General features: G+C 44.0%; 20 protein-coding genes. 14 read left to right on the top strand and 6 right to left on the bottom strand.

The features are described 5' to 3' along the window. Nucleotides 1-70 precede the first annotated feature (70 nt). From G337_RS0107065 to G337_RS0107010, 12 genes are all read left to right on the top strand, one after another. Nucleotides 71-1,978: a PTS fructose transporter subunit IIABC gene (locus tag G337_RS0107065; protein WP_028863271.1), complete on the top strand. Its 1,908-nt coding sequence runs from the start codon at nt 71-73 to the stop codon at nt 1,976-1,978. Nucleotides 1,979-2,291: 313 nt separating this feature from the next. Next, nucleotides 2,292-3,479 (top strand): mannose-6-phosphate isomerase, class I, encoded by a 1,188-nt coding sequence (gene manA, locus G337_RS0107060; protein WP_037027182.1) that lies wholly within the window; start codon nt 2,292-2,294, stop codon nt 3,477-3,479. 364 nt (nt 3,480-3,843) lie between these two features. Further along, nucleotides 3,844-5,247 carry a hexose-6-phosphate:phosphate antiporter gene (gene uhpT, locus G337_RS0107055; RefSeq protein WP_028863269.1) on the top strand — a complete coding sequence of 468 codons (1,404 nt, stop codon included), beginning with the start codon at nt 3,844-3,846 and terminating at the stop codon, nt 5,245-5,247. A 341-nt stretch (nt 5,248-5,588) separates the two neighbouring features. After that, nucleotides 5,589-6,197 (top strand): response regulator transcription factor UhpA, encoded by a 609-nt coding sequence (uhpA, locus tag G337_RS0107050; RefSeq protein ID WP_028863268.1) that lies wholly within the window; start codon nt 5,589-5,591, stop codon nt 6,195-6,197. Further along, entirely contained in the window at nt 6,197-7,708 is a 1,512-nt protein-coding gene (gene uhpB / locus G337_RS0107045; protein WP_028863267.1) for a signal transduction histidine-protein kinase/phosphatase UhpB, read from the top strand. Before uhpA ends, uhpB begins: the two co-directional genes overlap by 1 nt. A gap of 43 nt (nt 7,709-7,751) precedes the next feature. Next, on the top strand, nt 7,752-9,110 hold the full coding sequence (gene uhpC / locus G337_RS0107040; protein WP_028863266.1) for an MFS transporter: 1,359 nt from the start codon (nt 7,752-7,754) through the stop codon (nt 9,108-9,110). Nucleotides 9,111-9,329: 219 nt separating this feature from the next. Further along, nucleotides 9,330-10,385, top strand: a complete 1,056-nt coding sequence (locus G337_RS0107035; RefSeq protein WP_028863265.1) for a PTS fructose transporter subunit EIIC — start codon at nt 9,330-9,332, stop codon at nt 10,383-10,385. A 22-nt stretch (nt 10,386-10,407) separates the two neighbouring features. Continuing rightward, on the top strand, nt 10,408-10,722 hold the full coding sequence (locus G337_RS0107030) for a PTS fructose-like transporter subunit IIB (RefSeq protein ID WP_028863264.1): 315 nt from the start codon (nt 10,408-10,410) through the stop codon (nt 10,720-10,722). Nucleotides 10,723-11,140: 418 nt separating this feature from the next. Further along, nucleotides 11,141-11,983 carry a helix-turn-helix transcriptional regulator gene (locus tag G337_RS0107025; RefSeq protein ID WP_028863263.1) on the top strand — a complete coding sequence of 281 codons (843 nt, stop codon included), beginning with the start codon at nt 11,141-11,143 and terminating at the stop codon, nt 11,981-11,983. Between the two features lie 370 nt (nt 11,984-12,353). Continuing rightward, the gene (locus tag G337_RS0107020; RefSeq protein WP_028863262.1) at nt 12,354-13,523 is read left to right on the top strand and encodes an OmpP1/FadL family transporter; all 1,170 of its coding nucleotides are present in this window, start codon (nt 12,354-12,356) and stop codon (nt 13,521-13,523) included. Between the two features lie 33 nt (nt 13,524-13,556). Further along, nucleotides 13,557-13,868 (top strand): hypothetical protein, encoded by a 312-nt coding sequence (locus tag G337_RS0107015; protein WP_028863261.1) that lies wholly within the window; start codon nt 13,557-13,559, stop codon nt 13,866-13,868. After that, nucleotides 13,865-14,896 (top strand): HlyD family secretion protein, encoded by a 1,032-nt coding sequence (locus G337_RS0107010; protein ID WP_028863260.1) that lies wholly within the window; start codon nt 13,865-13,867, stop codon nt 14,894-14,896. Before G337_RS0107015 ends, G337_RS0107010 begins: the two co-directional genes overlap by 4 nt. 128 nt (nt 14,897-15,024) lie before the next feature. Here G337_RS0107010 and G337_RS0107005 read toward each other — a convergent pair whose 3' ends face one another. Continuing rightward, nucleotides 15,025-15,924: a LysR family transcriptional regulator gene (locus tag G337_RS0107005; protein WP_028863259.1), complete on the bottom strand. Its 900-nt coding sequence runs from the start codon at nt 15,922-15,924 to the stop codon at nt 15,025-15,027. An 11-nt stretch (nt 15,925-15,935) separates the two neighbouring features. Then, on the bottom strand, nt 15,936-16,874 hold the full coding sequence (locus G337_RS0107000; protein ID WP_028863258.1) for a LysR family transcriptional regulator: 939 nt from the start codon (nt 16,872-16,874) through the stop codon (nt 15,936-15,938). Nucleotides 16,875-16,981: 107 nt separating this feature from the next. Here G337_RS0107000 and G337_RS0106995 point away from each other — a divergent pair, with 107 nt between their 5' ends. Next, nucleotides 16,982-17,701 carry a hypothetical protein gene (locus G337_RS0106995; protein WP_051303040.1) on the top strand — a complete coding sequence of 240 codons (720 nt, stop codon included), beginning with the start codon at nt 16,982-16,984 and terminating at the stop codon, nt 17,699-17,701. An 81-nt stretch (nt 17,702-17,782) separates the two neighbouring features. Then, nucleotides 17,783-17,944: a LexA family transcriptional regulator gene (locus G337_RS28175; RefSeq protein ID WP_425414427.1), complete on the top strand. Its 162-nt coding sequence runs from the start codon at nt 17,783-17,785 to the stop codon at nt 17,942-17,944. A 146-nt stretch (nt 17,945-18,090) separates the two neighbouring features. On the opposite strand, the gene G337_RS0106990 is transcribed toward G337_RS28175, so the two are convergent. The 4 genes from G337_RS0106990 to G337_RS0106975 all read right to left on the bottom strand — a co-directional run bounded on the left by G337_RS0106990 (nt 18,091) and on the right by G337_RS0106975 (nt 22,394). After that, nucleotides 18,091-18,354 (bottom strand): LexA family protein, encoded by a 264-nt coding sequence (locus tag G337_RS0106990; RefSeq protein WP_037027180.1) that lies wholly within the window; start codon nt 18,352-18,354, stop codon nt 18,091-18,093. A gap of 334 nt (nt 18,355-18,688) precedes the next feature. Next, nucleotides 18,689-20,197, bottom strand: coding sequence for a sodium:solute symporter family protein (locus G337_RS25750; protein ID WP_051303038.1), 1,509 nt, complete (start codon nt 20,195-20,197; stop codon nt 18,689-18,691). A gap of 320 nt (nt 20,198-20,517) precedes the next feature. Then, nucleotides 20,518-20,904 carry a RidA family protein gene (locus tag G337_RS0106980; RefSeq protein WP_028863255.1) on the bottom strand — a complete coding sequence of 129 codons (387 nt, stop codon included), beginning with the start codon at nt 20,902-20,904 and terminating at the stop codon, nt 20,518-20,520. 44 nt (nt 20,905-20,948) lie between these two features. Continuing rightward, nucleotides 20,949-22,394, bottom strand: coding sequence for an N-acyl-D-amino-acid deacylase family protein (locus G337_RS0106975; RefSeq protein ID WP_028863254.1), 1,446 nt, complete (start codon nt 22,392-22,394; stop codon nt 20,949-20,951). Between the last annotated feature and the right edge of the window lie 8 nt (nt 22,395-22,402).

Here is a 22,402-nt window from a genome sequence, read left to right as displayed (position 1 = left end):
CTAAAAATGTTCCTGTTCTCCGATACTATAAATATATATTTCTTCAACAGGCACAACCCAAGGAACCGCTATGATTAATACACTCATTAATGAAAGCCTTATCTGCTTAAACTTAAAAGCATCCAGCAAGGAGCAGGTGTTCGAAGAACTGGCCGATCTGCTGGTCAAAAACGGCAAAGTGGATCAGCGAGAACAGTTCATCGCTGATGTTAAAGCACGCGAGGAGCTCGGTAACACCGGGTTCGATGAAGGTGTTGCACTGCCTCATGCAAAAAGTGCGGCCGTCAGTAGCCCGGCGGTTGCAATCGGAGTCAGTCGCGCAGGTATTGACTACGGTGCAGAAGACGGCGAACTGTCGAAACTGTTTTTTATGATCGCTTCACCGCTTAACGGCGGTGACCATCATATTGATGTACTGGCTTCGTTATCATCAAAACTAATTGAAGATGGTTTTATTGATAAAATAATGCAGGCAGAAAGCTCCCAGGAGGCACTTTCTCTGCTGCTTGCTAAAAAAGAAACGGTGGCAGCCGCCGAAGGACAAAGTAAAGGTTTCATTATTGGTGTTACCGGCTGTCCCGCCGGCATTGCTCATACCTATCTAGCCGCGGAAGCGCTGGAAAATGCAGGCGCGGCCATGGGTTATGAGATGAAAGTGGAGACCAACGGCTCAATCGGGGTAAAAAACAGCCCGAGCGATGAAGAGATAAGACGAGCAGATGCAGTTATCGTCAGCTGTGATAAACAGGTTGATATGACCCGCTTTGCAGGTAAAAAGCTGATTAAAACCAGTGTTAAAGAGCCCATTAAAAATGCGCAGAAATTAATCACTCAGGTACTCGATGCACCGCCCTATCAGGCAGGTTCAGCGGCAGATAAAAGCGCAGAAAGCAGTCCTGTATCCAGCAGCCGCTCGGAGCTTTATACCTATCTGATGAACGGCGTCTCGCATATGATTCCGTTTGTGGTAACCGGCGGTATTTTAATCGCCATTTCTCTGGCCCTCGGCGGCGAACCAACTGATGCCGGCATGGCGATTCCTGAAGGCAGCTTATGGCAGTCGGTCTTAGATGTAGGTGTTATTGCATTTACTCTGATGATTCCTGTTCTGGCCGGTTATATTGCTTTTGCAATTGGCGACCGCCCTGCCCTGGTTCCCGGTTTTATCGGCGGCTGGATTGCTAATAACGGCTCTTTCTATGATGCACCAGGTTCAACAGGTTTTCTCGGCGCTATCCTTGCGGGTTTATTAGTCGGTTACTTTGTGCGCTGGATTGCCACTCGACGCTATCACAAAATGGTACTGCCTTTAGTACCGATTATGATTGCACCGATCCTGGGGACCCTGTTTATATCGTCACTGTTTATTTTTGTGATCGGCGCACCGATTGCTGATTTAATGGAATGGTTAAACCAGGTACTGATCAACCTCAGCACAGGTAATGTTATTCTGCTGGGTATCGTTCTCGGCGGCATGGCTGGTTTTGATATGGGCGGTCCGTTTAACAAAGTGGCTTTCCTTTTCTCGGTGGGCATGATTGCCAACGGTCAGACCCAGTTTATGGGCGCAATGGCCTGTGCAATTCCCGTGGCACCGCTAGGCATGGGATTAGCAACGCTGATCGGACGTAAAATCGGTGTATTCACTGACTCAGAACTGGAAACAGGTAAAGCATCAGGTGCAATGGGTTTAGTGGGAATTTCTGAAGGTGCAATTCCATTTGCAGCTCAAGATCCGCTATCGGTTATCCCGGCTAATATCCTCGGCAGTATGCTGGCGGCGGTAATGGCTTTCTCATTCGGCATCACTAACAGTGTTGCTCACGGCGGTCCGATTGTTGCGCTGCTGGGCGTAATGAACAAACCAGTGTTAGCACTGCTTTGTATGGCGGCCGGCGCATTGGCAACAGCGGTTATCGTGATCACCTTAAAGAAGTATCGTCAGGCTAAAACAACACCAGAAATGGTCTTAAATTAACAGCCTCGATGGTTTAAACAGAAAAAAGACAGTTAAGCTTGTTATAAAATCGAGACTGGAGTTTATGAAATACGACTCTCCAGTTTCATTACTTCAGTTCTCGGTTTTAGCCTTTAGCGTCTTTTATACATAAACCATCAAAAACTAAGCATTTTTCCTAAAGAGTTTAGGTCCCTGTCTCAAGCTTAGTTGTAATATAAGATTTAAAATTTTACCATATTCGACAAATTACATTTAAACAGCAGCCTGCTTTTAAAAGTTAAAAGCTCCCTGAACGACAATCTGAATCACCACAGTTAAGGCCGTGAACATCATGAAAAACCTGCAATCTAATTTCTTTCTAATGAATAATACAATTCAAAACTATGCCTGGGGAAGTACTGACTCAATGACAGCACTTTTTGATACGGCTAATCCTCAGCAGGAGCCTCAGGCGGAAATGTGGATGGGTGATCACCCTAACGGCTGTTCTAAAATCTGCAGCGGAGAGCATGAAATTCTGCTTTCCGATTTTATCGCTTCAGATATTGATGCCGTTCTCGGGCGCAGCGCGGCTTTTAAAGCAATGCCTTTTCTGTTTAAAGTCCTAGCGGCAGAAAAAGCCCTGTCCGTACAGGTTCATCCAAATAAACAGCAGGCTGAAACAGGTTTTGCTTTAGAAGAAAAGTCCGGTATTGCTCAGGATGCTTCGAACCGTAATTATCGCGATGCCAACCATAAACCGGAACTGGTTTTTGCGTTAACAAAGTATCAGGCAATGAATGGTTTTAGAGACTTGCAGACGATTGCCGATGATTTTGACCGTCTAGATATCAGCAGTCTGAACGAAGCGCTTAACCATTTTAAAGCAGACTTCTGTGAGCAGGGACTGGCGCGATTTTTTTCAGCGGTACTGAGCCTGCACAGTGAACAGAAAGATCAGGCCATCGAACATCTTCTACACTATGCGGCACAGCAGAGTGCCACGCGCTTTGAGCTTATTATGCAGCTGAAAGAACAATACCCGGGTGATATCGGCCTGTTTTCGCCGCTGTTTTTACACACTGTGACCCTGCAGCCTGGTCAGGCGATGTTTTTAGATGCAGGCACCCCCCACGCTTATATCCACGGTACGGCGTTAGAGATTATGGCCAACTCAGATAACGTGCTGCGCGCAGGATTAACCCCGAAGTATATTGATGTCGCTGAACTTATCGATAAAACCCGTTTTAATGCGCTTAAGTATGAGCAGCTTTGTCTAGAGCCTGTCCGTGAACAGAACAGTGAACATTACCTGGTGCCGGTTGATGACTTCCGCTTCTCTGTTTATAAACAGCCGCAGAAACAGCAGCTGCAGGTTGATACTGCTGAAATACTGTTTGCAGTTGATGCCGAGGCCTCACTGGTGCACAGTTCTGGTGAAGAGATTATCTTTAATAAAGGCCAGGCAGTTTTTATTCCCGCCTATGCACAGGAATACAGCATCAGCACTAAGGGCACACTGGCAAGAGCTTACTGTTAGCTAGTGCGCGGGTTCAAGTATATTATCTCTTTCTTGGACCTGCTTTTTACCTGCAAATTAGTCCCATTTCCCTAGATCCCAAAACATGACTCTGCTCACGCTTTTTAAGACAAAAAACTAAAACTAGGAATTTTTCCTAACCACTGTAAGCCGCCTTCTCAAGCCCCGGCAATATTAACCCTTTAAACTCGGTCTCATATCTGGTTGATCAGTAGCGGTGTCAGGCGAGTAGAAAACAGCATTTCTATTCAAGAGCCTGAACAAAGTACTTTGATCATAACCAGTCCCTGTTTACCGGGTACTGACATTAGCAGCATTCTGTAAACATATACCTATTTTTGAATAAATCTATTGAGGATTTCATATGTTTAAGCTGTTGGATCAGGTCAGAAAACCGACCCTCAACCTGTCCGTCGAAGAACGACGTAAAATGTGGTTCAAACCATTTATGCAGTCATACCTGGTTGTATTTATCGGTTATATGGCAATGTATTTAGTGCGTAAGAACTTTAACATTGCACAGAATGACATGATCACTACCTACGGCCTGTCGATGACTGATCTGGGTCTGATCGGTCTGGGATTCTCGATCACCTATGGTATTGGTAAAACCGTTGTTTCCTATTACGCCGATGGGAAAAATACCAAACAGTTCCTGCCGTTTATGCTGATTCTGTCCGGTATCGCCATGATAGGTTTCAGTATGAGTATGGGCGGTTCAAGCATCAGTTTATTTCTGATGATGGCTTTCTATGCTCTGAGCGGTTTCTTCCAGAGTACCGGCGGCCCTTCAAGTTATTCAACCATTACCAAATGGACCCCTCGTAATAAACGCGGTTCCTACCTGGGTTTATGGAATATGTCGCATAACGTAGGCGGTGCAGCCGCTGCCGGTGTTGCTCTATTCGGCTCGAACTACCTGTTCGGCGGTCACGTTATCGGTATGTTTATTTTCCCGTCTATGATTGCCATTGTGGTTGGTTTTATCGGTCTGCGATTCGGCAGCGATTCACCGGAAGCTTACGGTTTAGGTAAAGTAGAAGAGCTTTTTGATGAAGAAGTCAGCACTGAAGATATTGAAGCTGAAGAAAACAAAATGACTAAACGTGAAATCTTCGTTAAGTACATTCTGAAAAACAAAGTTATCTGGTTATTATGTTTTGCTAATATCTTCCTGTATATCGTACGTATCGGTATCGATCAGTGGTCTACGGTTTATGCTTTCCAGGAACTTGGTCTTTCAAAAGAAACAGCAATCACAGGTTTTACCCTGTTTGAAGTCGGCGCTCTGGTCGGTACACTGATGTGGGGTTACCTTTCGGATCTGGCTAACGGCCGACGTGCGATTGTTGCCTGTGTTTCACTAGTATTAATCATTTTTGCTCTAGAGTTTTACCGCACCGCAAGCAATGAATATATGTACCTTGGTTCACTGTTTGTACTTGGCTTTCTGGTATTCGGTCCGCAGCTGCTGATTGGTGTTGCCGCTGTTGGTTTCGTACCGAAAAAAGCAATCAGTGTAGCCGATGGTGTTAAAGGTACATTTGCCTACCTTATCGGTGACAGTTTTGCCAAACTAGGTTTAGGTATGATTGCCGACGGCACCCCTATCTTCGGCCTGACCGGCTGGGCAGGTACGTTTGCCGCCTTAGATGCTTCGGCAGCTGTTTGTATTGCTCTGCTGCTGTTTGTTGCTATTGCAGAAGAGAAGAAAATCCGCCGTGAAAAACGTATTCACCGCGAGATGCTGGCAGCACAATCTGCTTAATACAAGCTGACAAACTGTGCAGATAAAACAAAATCCTCACTCTTATTCTAAGGGCGGGGATTTTTTATTTACTGCAGCCTAAAAGATGCTGATTTACAAATTTTTAGTTAATAATTGAGTTTATTATCTGATTAAAGTGCACTTTTTCCTGCCTGCAAACAGGTCTTGATTTGAATAATGAATTCATTCACTTACATGGCAGGACAGAGTATCTCTGCAGTCTTATGTGGATAATAAAGATATTAAGAACAGTTTGCCCAGTCTTGTTTAGCGCAACGCTATTGCTTACGTTCCGGGATAATAGTAATTTACGCATTTTCCCTCTCTCTGGATATATTAACATGATCAAAGTTGCCCTCGTTGATGATCACATCATTGTGCGCTCTGGATTCGCACAACTGCTGTCACTGGAAACCGATATAGAGGTTGCCGGAGAATTCAGCTCAGCAGCAGAAGCGCGTAACGGTCTGCCCGGCCTGAACAGCGACGTATGCATTATCGATATCTCCATGCCCGATGAGAGCGGTCTGTCTTTATTAGGCGATCTGCCCAAAGGTATCTCCTGCATTATGCTTAGTGTGCATGATTCCGTTGCTATTGTAGAAAAAGCCCTGGAATCAGGCGCGCGCGGTTATTTAACCAAACGCTGCAGCCCCGATGAACTGGTCCAGGCAGTACGCACAGTTGCCGGCGGCGGCTGTTATTTAACACCGGATATCACCATGCAGTTAGTCACACCGGACAGCGGCCGTAAACCGATTACTCAGCTGACTAAACGCGAACATCAGGTAGGCTCCATGCTAGCCCTCGGTTTAAATGTAAAAACCGTTGCGGTACGCCTCGGATTAAGCCATAAAACCGTACATGTACATCGTGCTAATGCGATGGATAAACTTAACGTGCAGAATAATGTCGAACTGGCAAAACACTTTGCCGGTGAAGCGCTATAGTGCCTAATATCTGGATAACATCATTATGCAGCTGGCTGCTGGTATCGTGCAGCTGGTTCTGTCTATGGATGCTGTCCTACTCCTTTATTGTCGAGCCGGAACTGGCGATCCTGCTGTTTCCCTTTGCGCTTCGTCTTGGTATTACCCTGCATAGCGAAAAACGTTACTGGCCCGCTGTATACGGCGCAGAATTATGGCTGATGGTATCATTAGCGATTTTACTTGAGCAGCCGCAGTGGATAGCCGTTATTATTGCCAGCCTCAGCAGTATCCCGCTTGTATGGTATGCGCAGAAATATTATTACGGTTCGCAGCTGCGCAGACTGTGCGTAATGGGTGTAGTGATATTAACCGCCGCCCTGGTTAATACATTTATACTGGAGTTCTGGTTAGATTCTGCCGGCATGGTATTTTTAGTCAGCGTAACCGGCGGATTAATGCTGGTGCCCAGCTGCTATTTAATATGGAGTTATCTGTTTCAGAATGTCTGGATGCCGTTAACCGTTAATCTGGTCGCCAAACCCGTTGAAATGCGCAGCCGCCATATTATCTTTTATGTGCTGTTATTTGCCCTGAATATTATTGTGCAGCTCGGCCTGCCCGATGAACTGCGGCGCTTTGCACCCTTTTGTTTAGCCATACCTATTATACTGCTGGCTTTCCGCTACGGCTGGAAAGGCGCTCTGCTCGGTACCCTGCTTAACAGCATCGCGTTAATTGTGGCGCGTAACGGTGTCAGCCATATGGAAATTACCGATCTGCTGCTGTCTCTTTCGGCGCAAAGCCTGACCGGTATATTATTAGGCATGGGCATTCAGCGCCAGCGGGAGCTGAATCAGAAACTGCGTCACGAATTAGCTAGAAATCACAACTTATCCCGAGAGCTTATTAAAGCAGAAGAATCTGTGCGCCGTGATATTGCACGCGAACTGCACGATGAGATAGGCCAGAATATTACCGCTATCCGCACTCAGGCGAGTATTCTCAAGCGTATTGAAAATACTCAGGTGGGTGAGCGCTGCGCGTCAACCATTGAAAATCTATCACTTAATATTTACGACACCACCAAAGGACTGCTTACCCGTCTGCGTCCGAAAACCTTAGATGATCTGGGCCTTAAAGAAGCCGTGCAGCAGTTAGTGCGCGAGTTAGAGTGTGAAGCACACGGTATAAAAACCACCGTTATCTGGAATGAGCCTGAAAATATGGATGCAGAACTAAGCGATGCCACAAATGTCACCCTGTACCGTATCTGTCAGGAAGCTTTAAATAATATGGTCAAATACGCGCAGGCTACAGAAGCAACAATTACCCTTACTTTTCAGCAGCAGGCCTATCTGTCGGTTAAAGATAACGGCATAGGATTTAAGCAGGAAGATACCTTAGGCGGATTTGGTTTACGCGGCATGCGCGAACGGGTGCAGGTTCTGGGCGGAAAATTCATACTCACCACTCAGTCTGAGAGTAAATCACCGGGTACAGAATTACAGGTCGTTTTACCTAGGCTGTAAAAACAGCCGCTGCCTATTTATCAATATTTTAAGACACTAAGTGATGATCAATTTTTTAAAGTCAGAACAAAACAGTCCAATACTGGATGACCCCGGGCAGGTAGATGCGCTGTATAAATACTGGCGTTTTCATATCATGTTTACCATGTATATCGGTTACGCTATGTTTTACTTTACCCGTAAAAGCTTTAACTATGCGATGCCGGCAATGATCGCTGATCTGGGCTTAGATAAAGCAGATATCGGTATGATGGGCACGCTGTTTTATCTTACTTACGGCTTATCGAAGTTTTTATCCGGGATTATTTCAGACCGCTCCAACCCGAGGTATTTTATGGGCTTAGGCCTGATAATGACCGGTATTATTAATATTCTGTTCGGCTTTTCCAGCAGTGTACTGATGCTCACCAGCTTATGGGTGCTTAATGCTCTGTTTCAGGGCTGGGGCTGGCCCTCCTGCTCTAAACTGCTGACCACCTGGTATTCCCGTTCGGAACGCGGCTTCTGGTGGGCACTGTGGAATACCGCACACAATATCGGCGGTGCATTGATTCCTCTACTGGTCGGTTTTGTGACCCTGCATTACAGCTGGCGTTACGGTTTTATTATTCCCGGCATTCTGGCGGTAAGCGTCGGACTGTTTCTGTGCTGGCGGCTGCGCGATAAACCGGTAACTTTAGGGCTGCCGACCGTTGGTCACTGGCGTAAAGACAGCCTTGAACTTACCCAGGAAAACGAAGGACTGGGTCTCAGCAGCAGTCAGATACTGAAAAAATATGTATTAAATAATAAATATATCTGGCTGCTGGCATGCAGCTATGTATTAGTTTATATCGTCCGTACTGCGGTTAATGACTGGGGAAATTTATATCTGACCGAGCAGCATAATTACAGCTTAATTACTGCTAACGGCGCATTATCACTGTTTGAAGCAGGCGGTTTTATCGGCTCTCTGGTCGCCGGCTGGGGCTCAGATAAGGTCTTCGGCGGTAACCGCGGACCGATGAATCTGATCTTTTCCATCGGCATATTTTTAGCAGTTGCCGCCCTGTGGTTAATGCCGATGACAGGTTTTGTGCTGCAGGCCGCCTGTTTCTTTGCTATTGGTTTCTTTGTCTTCGGACCGCAGATGTTAATCGGCATGGCGGCCGCCGAATGCTCCCATAAAGACTCCGTCGGAGCCGCCACAGGTTTTGTCGGATTATTTGCCTATATGGGCGCGGCGCTGGCGGGTTACCCCTTGGCGCTGGTGATGGAGCAGTATCACTGGAACGGTTTTTTCACGGTTATTTCCTGTGCGGCCGCGGTAGTAGGTTTACTGCTGCTGCCGTTCTTAAAGGCACAGTCTCCGACTGTGCAGGAAAAATCCCTACGTTCCGAAATGCCGGTTATTGCTGAATAAAGCACTTTTGTCTTTTTAAACCGCAGAGAAAAGTCATAATCGATTTTCTCTGTGATCCCTGTCAAAGTTGATGCGAGATCTATATCACAGTCAATTCCGGTTGATACATTTGTCCAGTTAATACCCTATTTGTCCAATATATTTCTATCTGCTTCAGTTCCATAATCCTCCCAACAAAACAGCAATATTTAAATTAAACGTAAAAATGGAGTGATTGTGATGAAAAATAATATTTCGGAATTAAAACGACATCTGTTGACTGGTACCAGCCATATGCTGCCGTTTATCGTAGCAGGTGGTGTACTGCTTGCTTTATCTGTGATGCTTAACGGTAAAGGCGCCCAGCCTGAAGGTGCATTTTTAACCGGAATCTGGGATATGGGAATCGCCGGTTTCACCCTGTTTATTCCTGTATTAGGCGGCTACATTGCCTATTCAATTGCTGACCGTCCAGCTTTAGCACCGGGCATGATCGGCGCCTATTTAGCTAACCAGGTTAACGCCGGTTTCCTTGGTGCAATCATTGTCGGTTTTATTGCCGGTTACGTGGTACTGACACTGAAAAAGATTCCACTGTCAACCAGACTGCGCGCACTGTCAACCTACTTTATCCTGCCTATCGGCGGCACTTTTATTGTATCCGGATTAGTTATCTGGGTAATCGGCGGTCCGATTGCTTATGCCATGGCCAATATGAACGAATGGCTGCAGGGTATGGCCGGTGCTTCTAAAGCGGTATTAGGTGTGATTTTAGGCGGTATGACAGCCTTCGATATGGGCGGCCCGATCAACAAAGTTGCAACACTGTTTGCCCAGACTCAAGTATTTGAAAACCCGCAGCTGATGGGCGGTGTAGGTGTTGCAATCTGTGTTCCACCTCTAGGTATGTTCCTGGCGACATTAATGTCACCTAAACGTTACAGCGCTGAAGAGCGTGAAGCAGGTAAAGCGGCCGGCATCATGGGTTGTATCGGTATTACTGAAGGCGCGATTCCATTTGCGGCTCAAGATCCGCTGCGTGTAATTCCATCCATTGTCGCCGGTGCGATTGTCGGTAATGTTACCGCCTTTATGTTTAATGTTGCTAACCATGCTCCATGGGGCGGACTGATTGTACTGCCGGTAGTTGACGGGCGGATTTATTATCTGATAGCAACGGTAGCCGGTGCGCTTACCACTGCGATCATCGTTAACATACTGAAAAAGCCCATTGCCCAGCGCGATGAAACTGAGACAGAAGAAAAACAAGACTCTCTTGAGTTAGACTTTAATTAATCCAAACATAAGGTTATAAAATATGAAAATATTAGGCGTTACATCTTGCCCGTCAGGCGTTGCACATACTTACATGGCGGCTGAAGCATTAGAAACTGCAGCTAAAAACAAAGGCTGGACAGTAAAAATCGAAACTCAGGGAGCTATCGGCATTGAGAATGAAATCAGTATCGGTGAAGTGCAGGATGCCGATATCATTATTCTTACTAAAGATATCGCCATTAAAAAAGAAGATCGTTTTAAAGACAAAAAAATCGTACGTATCGGTGTCTCAGATGCAGTGAAAAAAGCACCGCAGATTATGGATAAAATTGCAGCGCACCTTGCTTCAGCCTAAATCAGCGCGGCAGTAATACGAAACCTTGCGGGACTGAATCTCTCAGTCCCGTTTTACCATTCACGACTAAAAACTGTTACACCCGGATCACTTTACTGAACAAATTATGTCGAAAAAAATCGCTAAGCAGCGATAATAGAAGGATAAAATAGAGTGATATTGAGGGAAACAGGCTGCAGAGATACATTACAGAATGTATTTTAGAATTCAAACGGATCCCGTTTACCCCCTCTCTACAATAAATGAAGGTTATAAATCTTCTTCATCTGCTCCATTTTATACAATCTAAATATAAACAAGGACCCGCGTTAGAATTTTAAAATAAAACGCAGCGTATTTTGCTAAAGGGATATTAGCATCCAGCAGCTCTTGAACCTGATTCAGGAGAGAAATTTCCCAACAATGCAGAAAAACCATTATGAAGAATACGTTTGCTGATCTACTGGACAACGCTATCACAGATAGTGACGCCTTTAACAAAATCTGGTTTGCCGGTGACAGCACGCCACCGCCGGAGTCCAGTTATCAGGTTAACTTCCCCCGCTTAGAACTGGTCTTTAAAGGACGCTACGAAAATCTTCTGGAAACCCATCAGCAGAATATCGATAATATTTTTCTGCACAGCGGCAATGCGCTGTTTATTCCCGCCAACGCCTGGAATAAACCCAGCTGGAATCATGAATGCTCGGTACTCAGCCTGCTGTTTGGTAAAAATCAGCTTGGTCTGAGCCTGGTCAGCAAACATGAAAATGAAGAGGGATTTTACGATGTGATCAAATACAGCGTATCACAGCGTACCGGGCATGCTATTGAGCATATCCTTTCTGCATTAACCACCCTTGCTCATGAAAAGCAGAAACAGCCGGTAGACCGCTACCTGCTGCAGGCACTGCTCAGCTACTGCAAAGAGATGATTGAAAACCCCAGTGATGAAAGCAGCCGGCGCAGTGAAGATATCTTTAAAGGGATCTGCATATATGTGCAGGAAAATTTCCACCGTAATATTAACCGTAATACGGTTGCTATGCGTTTTAACATTTCACCAAATCATTTATCACGTCTGTTCCGCCAGGAAGGTCATATGCGCTTTGCCGATTATATCTCCTGGGTGCGTCTGGAACGGGCAAAATTTATGCTCAAGCGCTATAACTTCCGTCTTGAAGAGGTCGCACAGCGCTGCGGTTATCAGGACTCAAATTATTTCTGCCGCGTATTTAAACGCAAAACCGGCAAAACCCCCACCGAATACCGCAGTTATTAACTAACCAGAAACCGGTTAACGAATTCCCATGCTCTGTATGGGAGTTCAGACCGCCAGCTGGCGTATCAATCATCAAGCTATGTGTTACCACGTAGAGCTAAGAACAAGAAAAATACAAATAAGCACTTGTTTTTAAAAGATTTTAAAGAGTATAAGCATATAAACAGCAGGCTATTTAAAATGTTAATAGATGCTATTAACAATCTGCTGTACCGCTTGTATAAATCACTCTGCTAAGCTGATTTCCTTTATCGTTTACGACATCACTTTGGAGTTAATCACTCCCATAGCGCAATATTTTTAGACTGTGTTAAATCTTGATACAGCTGATTATTTTCGCCCTTTAGTCTAGTAACTCATAGGAATCAGCATGAAACTTCCATTTAAAATTACACTATTAGGTTCTCTTTTACTCACAACCTATCAGGTTCAGGCCGCCGCGACACTCGCCTCAGAAATGAGCAAAATGCATGTCAGCACATCGGGTGCAGGCGGTGCAGCTGTTGCAGAGAATGCATCAGTTGCTTATTCCAATCCTGCAGGTATGAGCTATTTAAATGAACGTTCTTTGTCAGTCAATTTAGCGGCTATGAACTTAAGCATTGATTATCAAGATACACGTTCCGATGACTTAAGTCAGGGAGATGCCGGCGGTCTGCAGCCTTATGGTTCTATTTATTACGTGCAGCCCCTTTCAGATAATACCCGCTTTGGTATAAGCCTGGCCGCAACCGGCGGCAGCTCATTAGATTACGGCACCAGCTATGCAGGGAAACTTGAATTAAACAGCCTGCAGCTGAGTGTGATGCAGCTTAACCCGAGTTTATCCTGGCAGGTGAGCGACAAATTATCATTAGGTGCGGGTGTACAGATAGATTATGCGGTCTTTGAGCAGTCAATGCTGCTTGATAATGTCGAACTGGCAACAGACTCAACCGCGTTAGGTTTCAACCTGGGGGTAATCTACCAGCTCAGTAATAACCATCGCTTAGGCTTAACTTACCGTTCTAAAATGGAGCATGACTTATCTGGTGAATTAAGCAGCACAGCAGGACATCAAGCTTCTGTAGGTTTGAATGTCCTTAACGCCGGGCAGGTTGAATTATCAGGATTACATCAGGTTAGTGAACCGTTAAGTTTAGTATGGAGCCTGGGTTTTGAAAACTGGTCACAGAATAATGCCACTTACATTGATGTCAATGGTGAACAGGTGATAGAAAAAGCACGCCAGTTTGAAGATATATGGACAGCGGCGGCAGGCGCGCGCTACCAGTTAACTAATACATTGCGCCTTGAAGGCGGTATCGGTTATGCAAGCTCACCGCTTGATGATCCGGGCTTACAGTCTGCTGATCTGCCTGTAGCACAGCAAATCCGCTATAGCGCAGGTGTAACCTATGATTTTTCAAAGAAAATGTCAGTTAATGCTTATTACAGTTATGTCGATTACGGCTCTCCAGAAATTGACGGCGCCTATATGCAGGGCAGCTACGATAACAGCAATCAATTTCTGGGCATGATGTTTAACGCGGCGTTTTAAATTGAGCGCCCATTGTCATAAAAGGTAATTCAAATGAAAATTCATCCTACAAATTTAACCTACGAACATTACCCCTCCGTTTACGGATTGTTAGAGTCGACCGCATTTATGTGGTTTGTCGTCATTGTCACCGTCGGCATTGCATTATGGGTGATATCTAAGCTTTGGTATGTACACTCGATTCCCAAGCACCTTGCCAAAGATAAAGGGCTGGCTCAGGCTAAACTTGTATTCTGGCTGTGTATTCTTGGACTGTTTTTTAAACCGCTTTGGATCCTGGCCGTGCTGGCCATAGTAACCGACTGGAATAAGCTTCAACAGTGGATCAAAGGAGCAGTATCATGAAAGAAATCATGCTTCCCTATATTTTAATTGTCTGGTTACTGTTTAAATTTAAAGTGCTTAAACCGACTGGAAGAAACTATTTTATTACTGTAACAATCGGTATATTGATTGCAACTGCTTTGTTTATGGGACATAGATTCTATTCCCCTGTCGATTTAACTAATTCCACCACGGTAAAAGCACCTCATGCGGTACTTTCTCCTGCTGTTGGTCAGCATATCGATACTATCTATGTAGATCATAACCAGAACGTGAAAAAGAATGAAATTCTCTATACCCTTAAAGATGATAAAATCACCGCGGCGATCACTGAAGTACAGTCAGGGCTTAAAGAACTAGCTCGAACAATAGATGCTCAACATGTTCAGCTTTCACAAGCCCAGAGGGATTATGTTCGCAATAAGGATATGGAAAAACATGTCAGCATACGTGAGCTGGAAGAGTCTGAAGACAGTGTTGAAATAATCAACGCTGAACTTAAGGTGCTTGGGGCCAAACGTGACGGTCTTTTAGCAAAACTGGACAGTTTAGAGTTTGACCTTTCCAGATTAACGGTTAGAGCACCGTTTGACGGCATGATAACTCATGTATACGTGGCCGATGGCTCCCGTATCGGCGCACTGCATATGTGGGACACCAGCAAGAAATTTGTTGAAATGCGGGTCCCGGATCAAACCTACAAAAATATAAAACCCGGCCAGTTTAGCGAATTTTATGTTGATGCTTATCCCGGACAGATATTTAGAGCTAAAGTACACAGTATCGTTAAAGCTACCGGTGAAGCGCAGGGAAATTTATTTCCGCAGGAGCAGGCGGTATCAAGTCATATTCAGCGTGGTGCCGCCCCGGTAGGCAGAACTGTTATTCTAGAAATGGATGCGAACACAATGGCGAAGGTGCCGATTGGAGCGACCGGTTCAGCGTGGATAAGCGCTGAAAAACCTTTCCCTATTTTAGGGTTTATTGACATCATCGGCGGAGCAACACTTCGTCTGACGGCGGTTAAATCTTTCCTAACAGCTATTTGATTGCGCAGAACAGTTCATTTAAGCCTGTATCGACTGCTACAGGCTTTTATACTATCAAAGCTCACCAATATAACTTCAAGAGTTTAAGACCGTTTTATTAAACCGGAGCACTCTGTCTGAGGCTAAATTTACTGCCGGGACATAATAGCTCTCGCTTCATTAAACAGCCACTGTGTTAATGGTTCATGACGGTTACGCTGGTGTGAGAATAAAGCCACTTCCCGCTTTAATCCTTCTGCTTGTAATAAGTCAGGCAGCTCTTCAACACGAAAGTCGTCATGGAGTATTTTATTATTATGCTTAGAAACAATGGCGATATAATCACTGTTTTTTACTAAACCTAACATCATGCTGGTATCACTGCTACGTACACTAACGTGCTTATCCAGCGCATATTTCTCAAACAACTTTTCACTCAGTGACGGTGCGGCCTCTCCAGGGATAATATTAATGCATAGTGGATAAAATAAAATGTTATCTAATTTATTACCAACCATAGGATGGTCTTTACGCGTGACCATCATAAACTGATCACTGCCGATATTCTTCTGCAGTATATTTTTATTTGTTTCTATAGGCAGATAACTAAACCCCCAGCTCATCTTTTTTATTTCAATATCCTGAATGGCATTTTGTCCCCATTGGTAGCACTCAACGGTGACATGCGGCGCTAATTCTGTCAGTTTTTTAATCAGCGAAGCAGCAATAACACTCATCAGAGGCGGTGAAAATAATAAGCTGATTTCACCGCTGATCCGGCTAATATCCCAGTTATCTTTATCAATATACAAGGCATCCATCTGCTCAAGTAAAGCCGGCACCTGCTGCAGTAACTGCTGACATTTGACGGTTGGTTCAAACTGGTTGTTATCTCGAATAAATAGAGGATCATTAAACTGCTCACGTAATTTTCTCAGCATCACGCTGATAGTCGGCTGGCTGACATTTAAACGTTTTGCCGCCATGGTAGTCTGCCGCTCTTCATTTAAAACGGTTAATAATCGTAATAAGTTCAAATCGTTCTGCATAATCACACTCTCTATACTGAGCAGTCGCCAGCCGCTGGGGCGAAAAGAATATCTTGAACACACTGGCTTATTTCTTTCTGTAACCAGAGAATCAACGGGCTTTTCTGCATCTTAGTTGAAATTAACATCGCAAAATCTGAATTAGGCTGAGTAATCTTTTCTGATATCTCATAGATACGGTAATCCGTTCCGAGTGCTTTTGCCATATATAACGAACAGGGTAATAACATATCGGTTCTTTTTAATGCCTGCAATATAACACTCAAATGACTGCTGCGTAACTGAATATACGGCTCAACATTAAACTCTTTAAGACTCTCGATGCTATGGATCACATCATCATTCCAATCCTGCATAAAATGAAATGCCATAGGGTAGGCGCCAAAATCCACAGGTTCAATTATATGCTTTCTAAGCGGGTGACCTTTTCGTGTTATCACCACAAACTGGTCTTCGCCTATTTTCCGCTGTATCAGCTGTTTGCTTGATTCAAGCGGAAAATAATTTACGCCGATCTGCACCTCTCCATCGAGCAGCTGTTGTACAGAAGAGTACTGCCAGTTAGCTAATAACACTTTAATTTTTGGGGCTTTCTGAGTGATCTGCTCAATCAGAACAGGGCCTAACCACTGCGCTATTGAACCGTTTAATGCAATAGTCACTTTGCCTGAAAAAGTCTGCGGGTCAAATGCCTTTACACCAAATACCGTATCCATTAAACCATCTAACGCAAGTGGTAATGACAGCGCAAGCTCTAATGAGCGCGGGGTGGGCTCAAGCCCATTGGGACAGCGGATAAACAATGGATCGTCTAATAATACTCTCAAATTAGCCAAACTTCGACTGACTGCTGGCTGGCTGGTATTTAACCTCCTGGCCGCTTCTCTGGTATTTTTTACTTCGAGTAAAACACGTAATACTTTCAGCTGATTTAAATCTATTTGTTTCATTAGCTCTCCTGTGCAATATCAATTTTGATATAAACGATATGCTAACTCTTTATTGGAGGTATAACCAGAGCGCTTGTATTATCTATAAAAATTTACAGGAGAATACAATGAAAAAACAATTCGGCACCTCACTGATAGTTGCAGGCTGTACACTTTTTACCTCTATTGCTTATGCTGATAATGCCCAGCCGGAAGAGGTGGCAGACATGAGCGATCCAACCGCTGTTTATTCTTCAGCAGGTATTGGTTACAGCAATAAAGGCGCAAATATAAAGTTTGGACTGCAGCTGCCCTCTAAGGCAGAAAACAGCGCGCATATGATTACTGTAGATGTCAAAGAAGGCGGGGATATAATACGCGGGCGTTATTTTAATGTTAATCTAAAAACGGGCTTTGCCGGCAGCATTGATGCAAATTATGACACAAATACAGAAACCGCACATGTTTCGTTTGGTGCACTGCAGACTATCCCTTTAAGCGAAAAACTGACTATTTACCCAGGATTATACGCAGGTGTGATGATTGGTGATGATGTTGATGAATTTGGTAAAGTTAACGGTGTCTCTATATCGGCAATGACAGCAACCGCTCAAATGTATTCAAAATATAACATTACCGATAAGCTATGGATAAACCTTAACCCCGCCTATACTACTAGTTTATACGGCGTCGAAACAGGTGTTTTTGATTTAGAAACAGCTGTCAGTTATCAAATAACCCCACGTTTTAATGCAAGGTTATTTCATAATAACAATATGAAAGTAGGTAATTACAACGAGGAACTCTATGAGTCAATCACACGTTTAGAATTTAACTATGCATTTTAAGCTGAAGCTTTACCTTGTTCCTACGCTCTGCGCGCGGGAACAAAGTAAACCCAGAAAAACGTTACTTAACTCCCCAAACACATATTTTCATTTACTGACAAGCAAGGCCAGTATTTGGCCTACATCTATCACTATACAAAGCTCAACGGGACTCCTCCTGCACACACTGATTTTCATAAGTTCTTTAAGGTCACACCTCCTAGCGTAAATCAAATGATAAACACGTTAGAGAAAAAGGACTGATCCAAAAACAGCCGAGAACTGCACGTAGTCTTTAACTACTTATTCCTACAGAACAGTTACCGGACTTCAAGTAAATTCAATCGATCATCTTCATTGTGTTTAGGCACTAGGGCTAGTGCCTTTTCTAAAAAGAAATGATCAGTTGACTACCAATCGGCAGGCAGCTGATCTTGCGGTATTAATACTACTGTAGAGCGTGCCTGACCCGGCTCCTTTTTAATGAGCTGTTTTGCAGCTAATCCTCGAAGCATCTGATGCGTACTTGCTGACGATACTCCGAAGTAATTTTGTATATCTACTTCAGCAGGGGGACGGCCATTGATTCTGGTGTAATAAAATATGAACGCCAGATACTGCCCCTGCCGTTGTGTGAATTTATTTTTGGATTTGTAGTTTTCAGGGATCGACATCTATCCTGACACAGGGGAAGCTTAACAAAGCGTACGGCAAACTCATCATTTTATGACCGGATAATGCACAACTCACACCGCTTAAAACTGAGAGGAGAATCAATGCGGAAAAAACTAAACATCTTGACCCATGGTGAACACTTAGGGTAAAAAAGAGCACAGGCAATGTATTGAAAGATCAGCTGTTCACGTTGAACCGGAACGGGAATCAGTGTTCACCTTCGCGGAATATGCAGAGCTACTAAATTCGATCATGCTCTCACCAAAAAATGTAATTCTCTTATTGTTATTAGCTGCAAAGGGTTAGCATGCTAACCCTTTTATATTTCTGAGATTAACCTTCACGCGCAGTTTGAGCTGCTGGTGCTGGTTTTTTACCATCAGTAGAATTATCACCACCTTCCATTACTGAGCGTTCTTCATCTAAAATTAATAACGCTTGTTCATGGCTAACTGCATTTTTCGGCGTCATTAAGCTAACGAACATACCTGCAACAAAGGCTGTTGCCACTGATGGAAGTACTGGATTCCCCCAATAACTCATCCAGCTGTCGTTAAGTATTAATGCAAATGAGGCGCATGATGCTCCCACTAATGTTGCAATAGCCCCCTGCCAGTTATAACGCCCCCAGAAGCGGCCTAATACACCACATACAAACATACCTGACATAACTGTACTGATCATTTTAGTGATGTAACTAATCACATCGTCAGAGGTTAAGGCAAATAATAAAGCCAGTGCAATAACAACTACTAAGGCAGCTCGTGAGTAAGTAATCATTTGGTCTTTTGGCGGTACACTGCCCATTACCATAATATAAACATCACGTAATAAAATAGTCACACCGGCAACTGCATCTGAGCTTGCACTAGACATGGTTGCTGATAAACCTGCAATTAAGACAATCACGCCAAAGGCTGCTGGTAATACAGAAATTGCTAGATATGGGAATGCAAAGTTACGGTTATCAAGTTCTGGGTTTAAGGCAAATGCAGCCATACCGATAATGGCAGGTACAAATGAGAAGAAAAGGTATAAACCGCCTGATAGAACAAATGATTTACGTACTGTGCTGACATCTTTACCTGAATAAATGCGTTGACGGAATGATGGGGTTGCTAATACCCCCACGCCAACCACTGCAGCTAATGAAATAGCCGGAATAACACCTAAATGGTTAACACCTAAGAAACCTGCATCACTTGCTGTGACCGCGTCCGATAAAGCAACTAAACCACCGACTTGATCAACCGCGAGATATGCCATTAAGATGAAACCAACAAACAAAATGACTGCTTGAATAGTATCGGTCCAAACTACCGCTGTGTACCCCCCGATAACAACATAGATAGCAAAAGCCAGGGCAATAATTACTTTCGCAGTATTTTGGTCAAGATCGGCAATCCAGGCAAGGTACATGCCGCCACCTAAAATATGTGCACCTAACCAGCCGATACTTGCAACAAAAATAAGCACACCTACGAAATTTTTAACGTATTTATTAGCTCCTACATAATATGATAGCTCTTCACTCATGGTCATAAAGCGAAGCTTACGTACTGGCGCAAACCACCAGGCTGTTAATAAAATACCAATTGCACCACCAATGCCGTATAGCGCGCCAGCCCAGCCGTTTTCATAACCAAAACCAACTGCTCCCATTGAAGAGCCGGTTCCAACCATGGTTGCAACAGTGGTACCTAATGTTAAAAACAGAGGTAAACCTCGGCCGCCCAATAAAAAATCTTCACCACTTTTTTGATTGCGCGAAACACGCCAGCCAAGCCAAATTAAAAAAACTACATATACAAAAAAAGCCCCTAAAAAGAGTGTGCTGTTCATAATAGATCCCATTTATCAAAGTAAAAGTTGTTACTAGGTCAGTTATAGGAGTCACCTAGTTAATATATTCGCTAAAGCTGATTGCTTTATCCTTGCGTGATGCAGCTAATAAAAGCTACTGTCCTACTTTGCGTTTTCCATAACCACATAACAGATTGTTAAAAGGGAGATAGAAGCTATCAGCAGCGTCTTTGCGCTTTTGCTAAACCTTAATAACCTATTGCTGGGTGGCTGCCAGTTTTATTGTTTACCTTAGCAACTAGGTGATCAAGCCAGTTACTAAGGTTTAAGCGGCTTTATTATTAAAACCGTATTGCTAGCTAAGGCGCTTTATAACAAGTCACATCAACTTCAACTTTAACGTCAACAACTAAGTCACAAACCATACAGATACGTGCTGGCGGATGCTCACCAAACACTTCTTTGAATACTTTGTTAAAAGATTGGAAATAACGAGAATCAGTTAAAACTACTTTTACATGTATTACATCTTTTGTTTCGTAACCTGCATTGATCATAATATCTAAGCAGTTTTGAATCGCTAAGCGTGACTGCTCAATGATTCCGCCCTCAACAACTTCACCGTCAGTCATTGGCGTTTGACCAGATACATATAGGAAACCACCAGCTTCTACTGCACTTGAAAAAGGTAGATGTTGACCCCCGGTACCTGTACCGCCTTCTGCGCCAAAACGTTTAATTGTCATTTTTTATCTCCAAAATAATTATTATATTTAAAAATCAGTTGTTTTTATTGCTGAACACGTCGTAAAAATCGCCCGTGGCGAGTTTCTGTGATTTGCCCTTTGTGATAGCTAAGCTGGCCATTCACCCATACTTTTTCGATGCCAAGTGACTTTTGAATTGGATCTTCAAAGGTTGCTTTATCACGAATAGTTTTTGCGTTGAATAACACCAGGTCGGCGTAATTTCCTATTTGGATCTCTCCTCTATTAGCTAAGTGGTATTCACTGGCTGATAGGCCTGTCATTTTATGAACCGCTTCCGGCAGCTCAAACAGGGCTTCTTCTCGGCTATAAAAACCAAGAACTCGAGGGAAAGTTCCCCAAAGACGTGGGTGTGGATGAGGATCATTTGGTAGACCATCAGAGCCAATCATGGTGTGTTTATATTTTAAAACTCGTTTTACATCATCTGGATGTAAACCGTGATAAACCGCACCAGCCGGCTGCAGACGTTTTGCCGCATCGATTAATGAAAGGTTCCATAATTCTGCAATTTCAGCTAACAGCTTACCGGCCATATCAGGTTCGCTGTCAGACCAAGTGATATAGATATCAAAATCACTGGTCACCTGCTTAAGATCTAACGTGGATGAGCTGGCACTATAGGGGTAACAGTCACAGGCTACTTTTTGTGTTTTTGATTTCTCTTCTAATAATGTAAGTGTTTCTGTTGTACGCCCCCAGTTACCTGCACCTGCACATTTTAGGTGGGAGATGATCAGTGGGACCTTGCCATACTCCGCAGTTTCAAAGGCTTCATTCATAGCATCAATAATCGCGTCAAACTCAGTGCGCATATGGGTGCTATAGATACCATTATGTTTAGCAAGCTCTTTTACTAAGGCTTTGACCTCTGCCATGGGAGCCTGTTTGGCACTGGCATAAGCCAGGCCTGAGCTTAACCCTAATGCTCCCTGTGACATCGCCTGATTAAGCTGCTCGCTCATTACTGCAATTTCAGATTCGCTAGCAGGTTGAAATATATCTTTAAGGTGATTGCTGCGCAGTGCGGTATGACCCACTAATGCAGCAACATTAACACGCGGCTGAACTTGCTCAACGGCTGCTACATAATGCTTAAAAGTTGGATAGATAAAATCTTGCCGCCCCCCCAAAAGGTTCATTGGATCGGGCGGATCGCCGCCTAATGTGACCGGGCTGGCACTGATACCGCAATTGCCGACTATAACACTGGTTACCCCCTGGCTGATTTTAGACAGCATATTAGGAGTACGAATAACATTAGTATCATCGTGGGTATGCACATCAATAAATCCAGGGGCTAAAACAAAACCAGAAGCATCAATTAGCCGGCGGCTTTCAAACTCGTTTAATGAACCAATTGCAGTGATTTTATCATCAAGAATGGCAACATCTGCGTTATAGGTTTTAGCACCTGTACCGTCAATAACTGCGGCATTTTTTATTATCAGGTCGTACTTAAGGCTCATAGCACTCT

This window comes from Psychromonas aquimarina ATCC BAA-1526, assembly GCF_000428725.1.
Lineage (GTDB): Bacteria > Pseudomonadota > Gammaproteobacteria > Enterobacterales > Psychromonadaceae > Psychromonas > Psychromonas aquimarina.
Note: the sequence above shows the minus strand (reverse complement) of the source record. Positions and strands in the feature narration are given on the sequence as shown.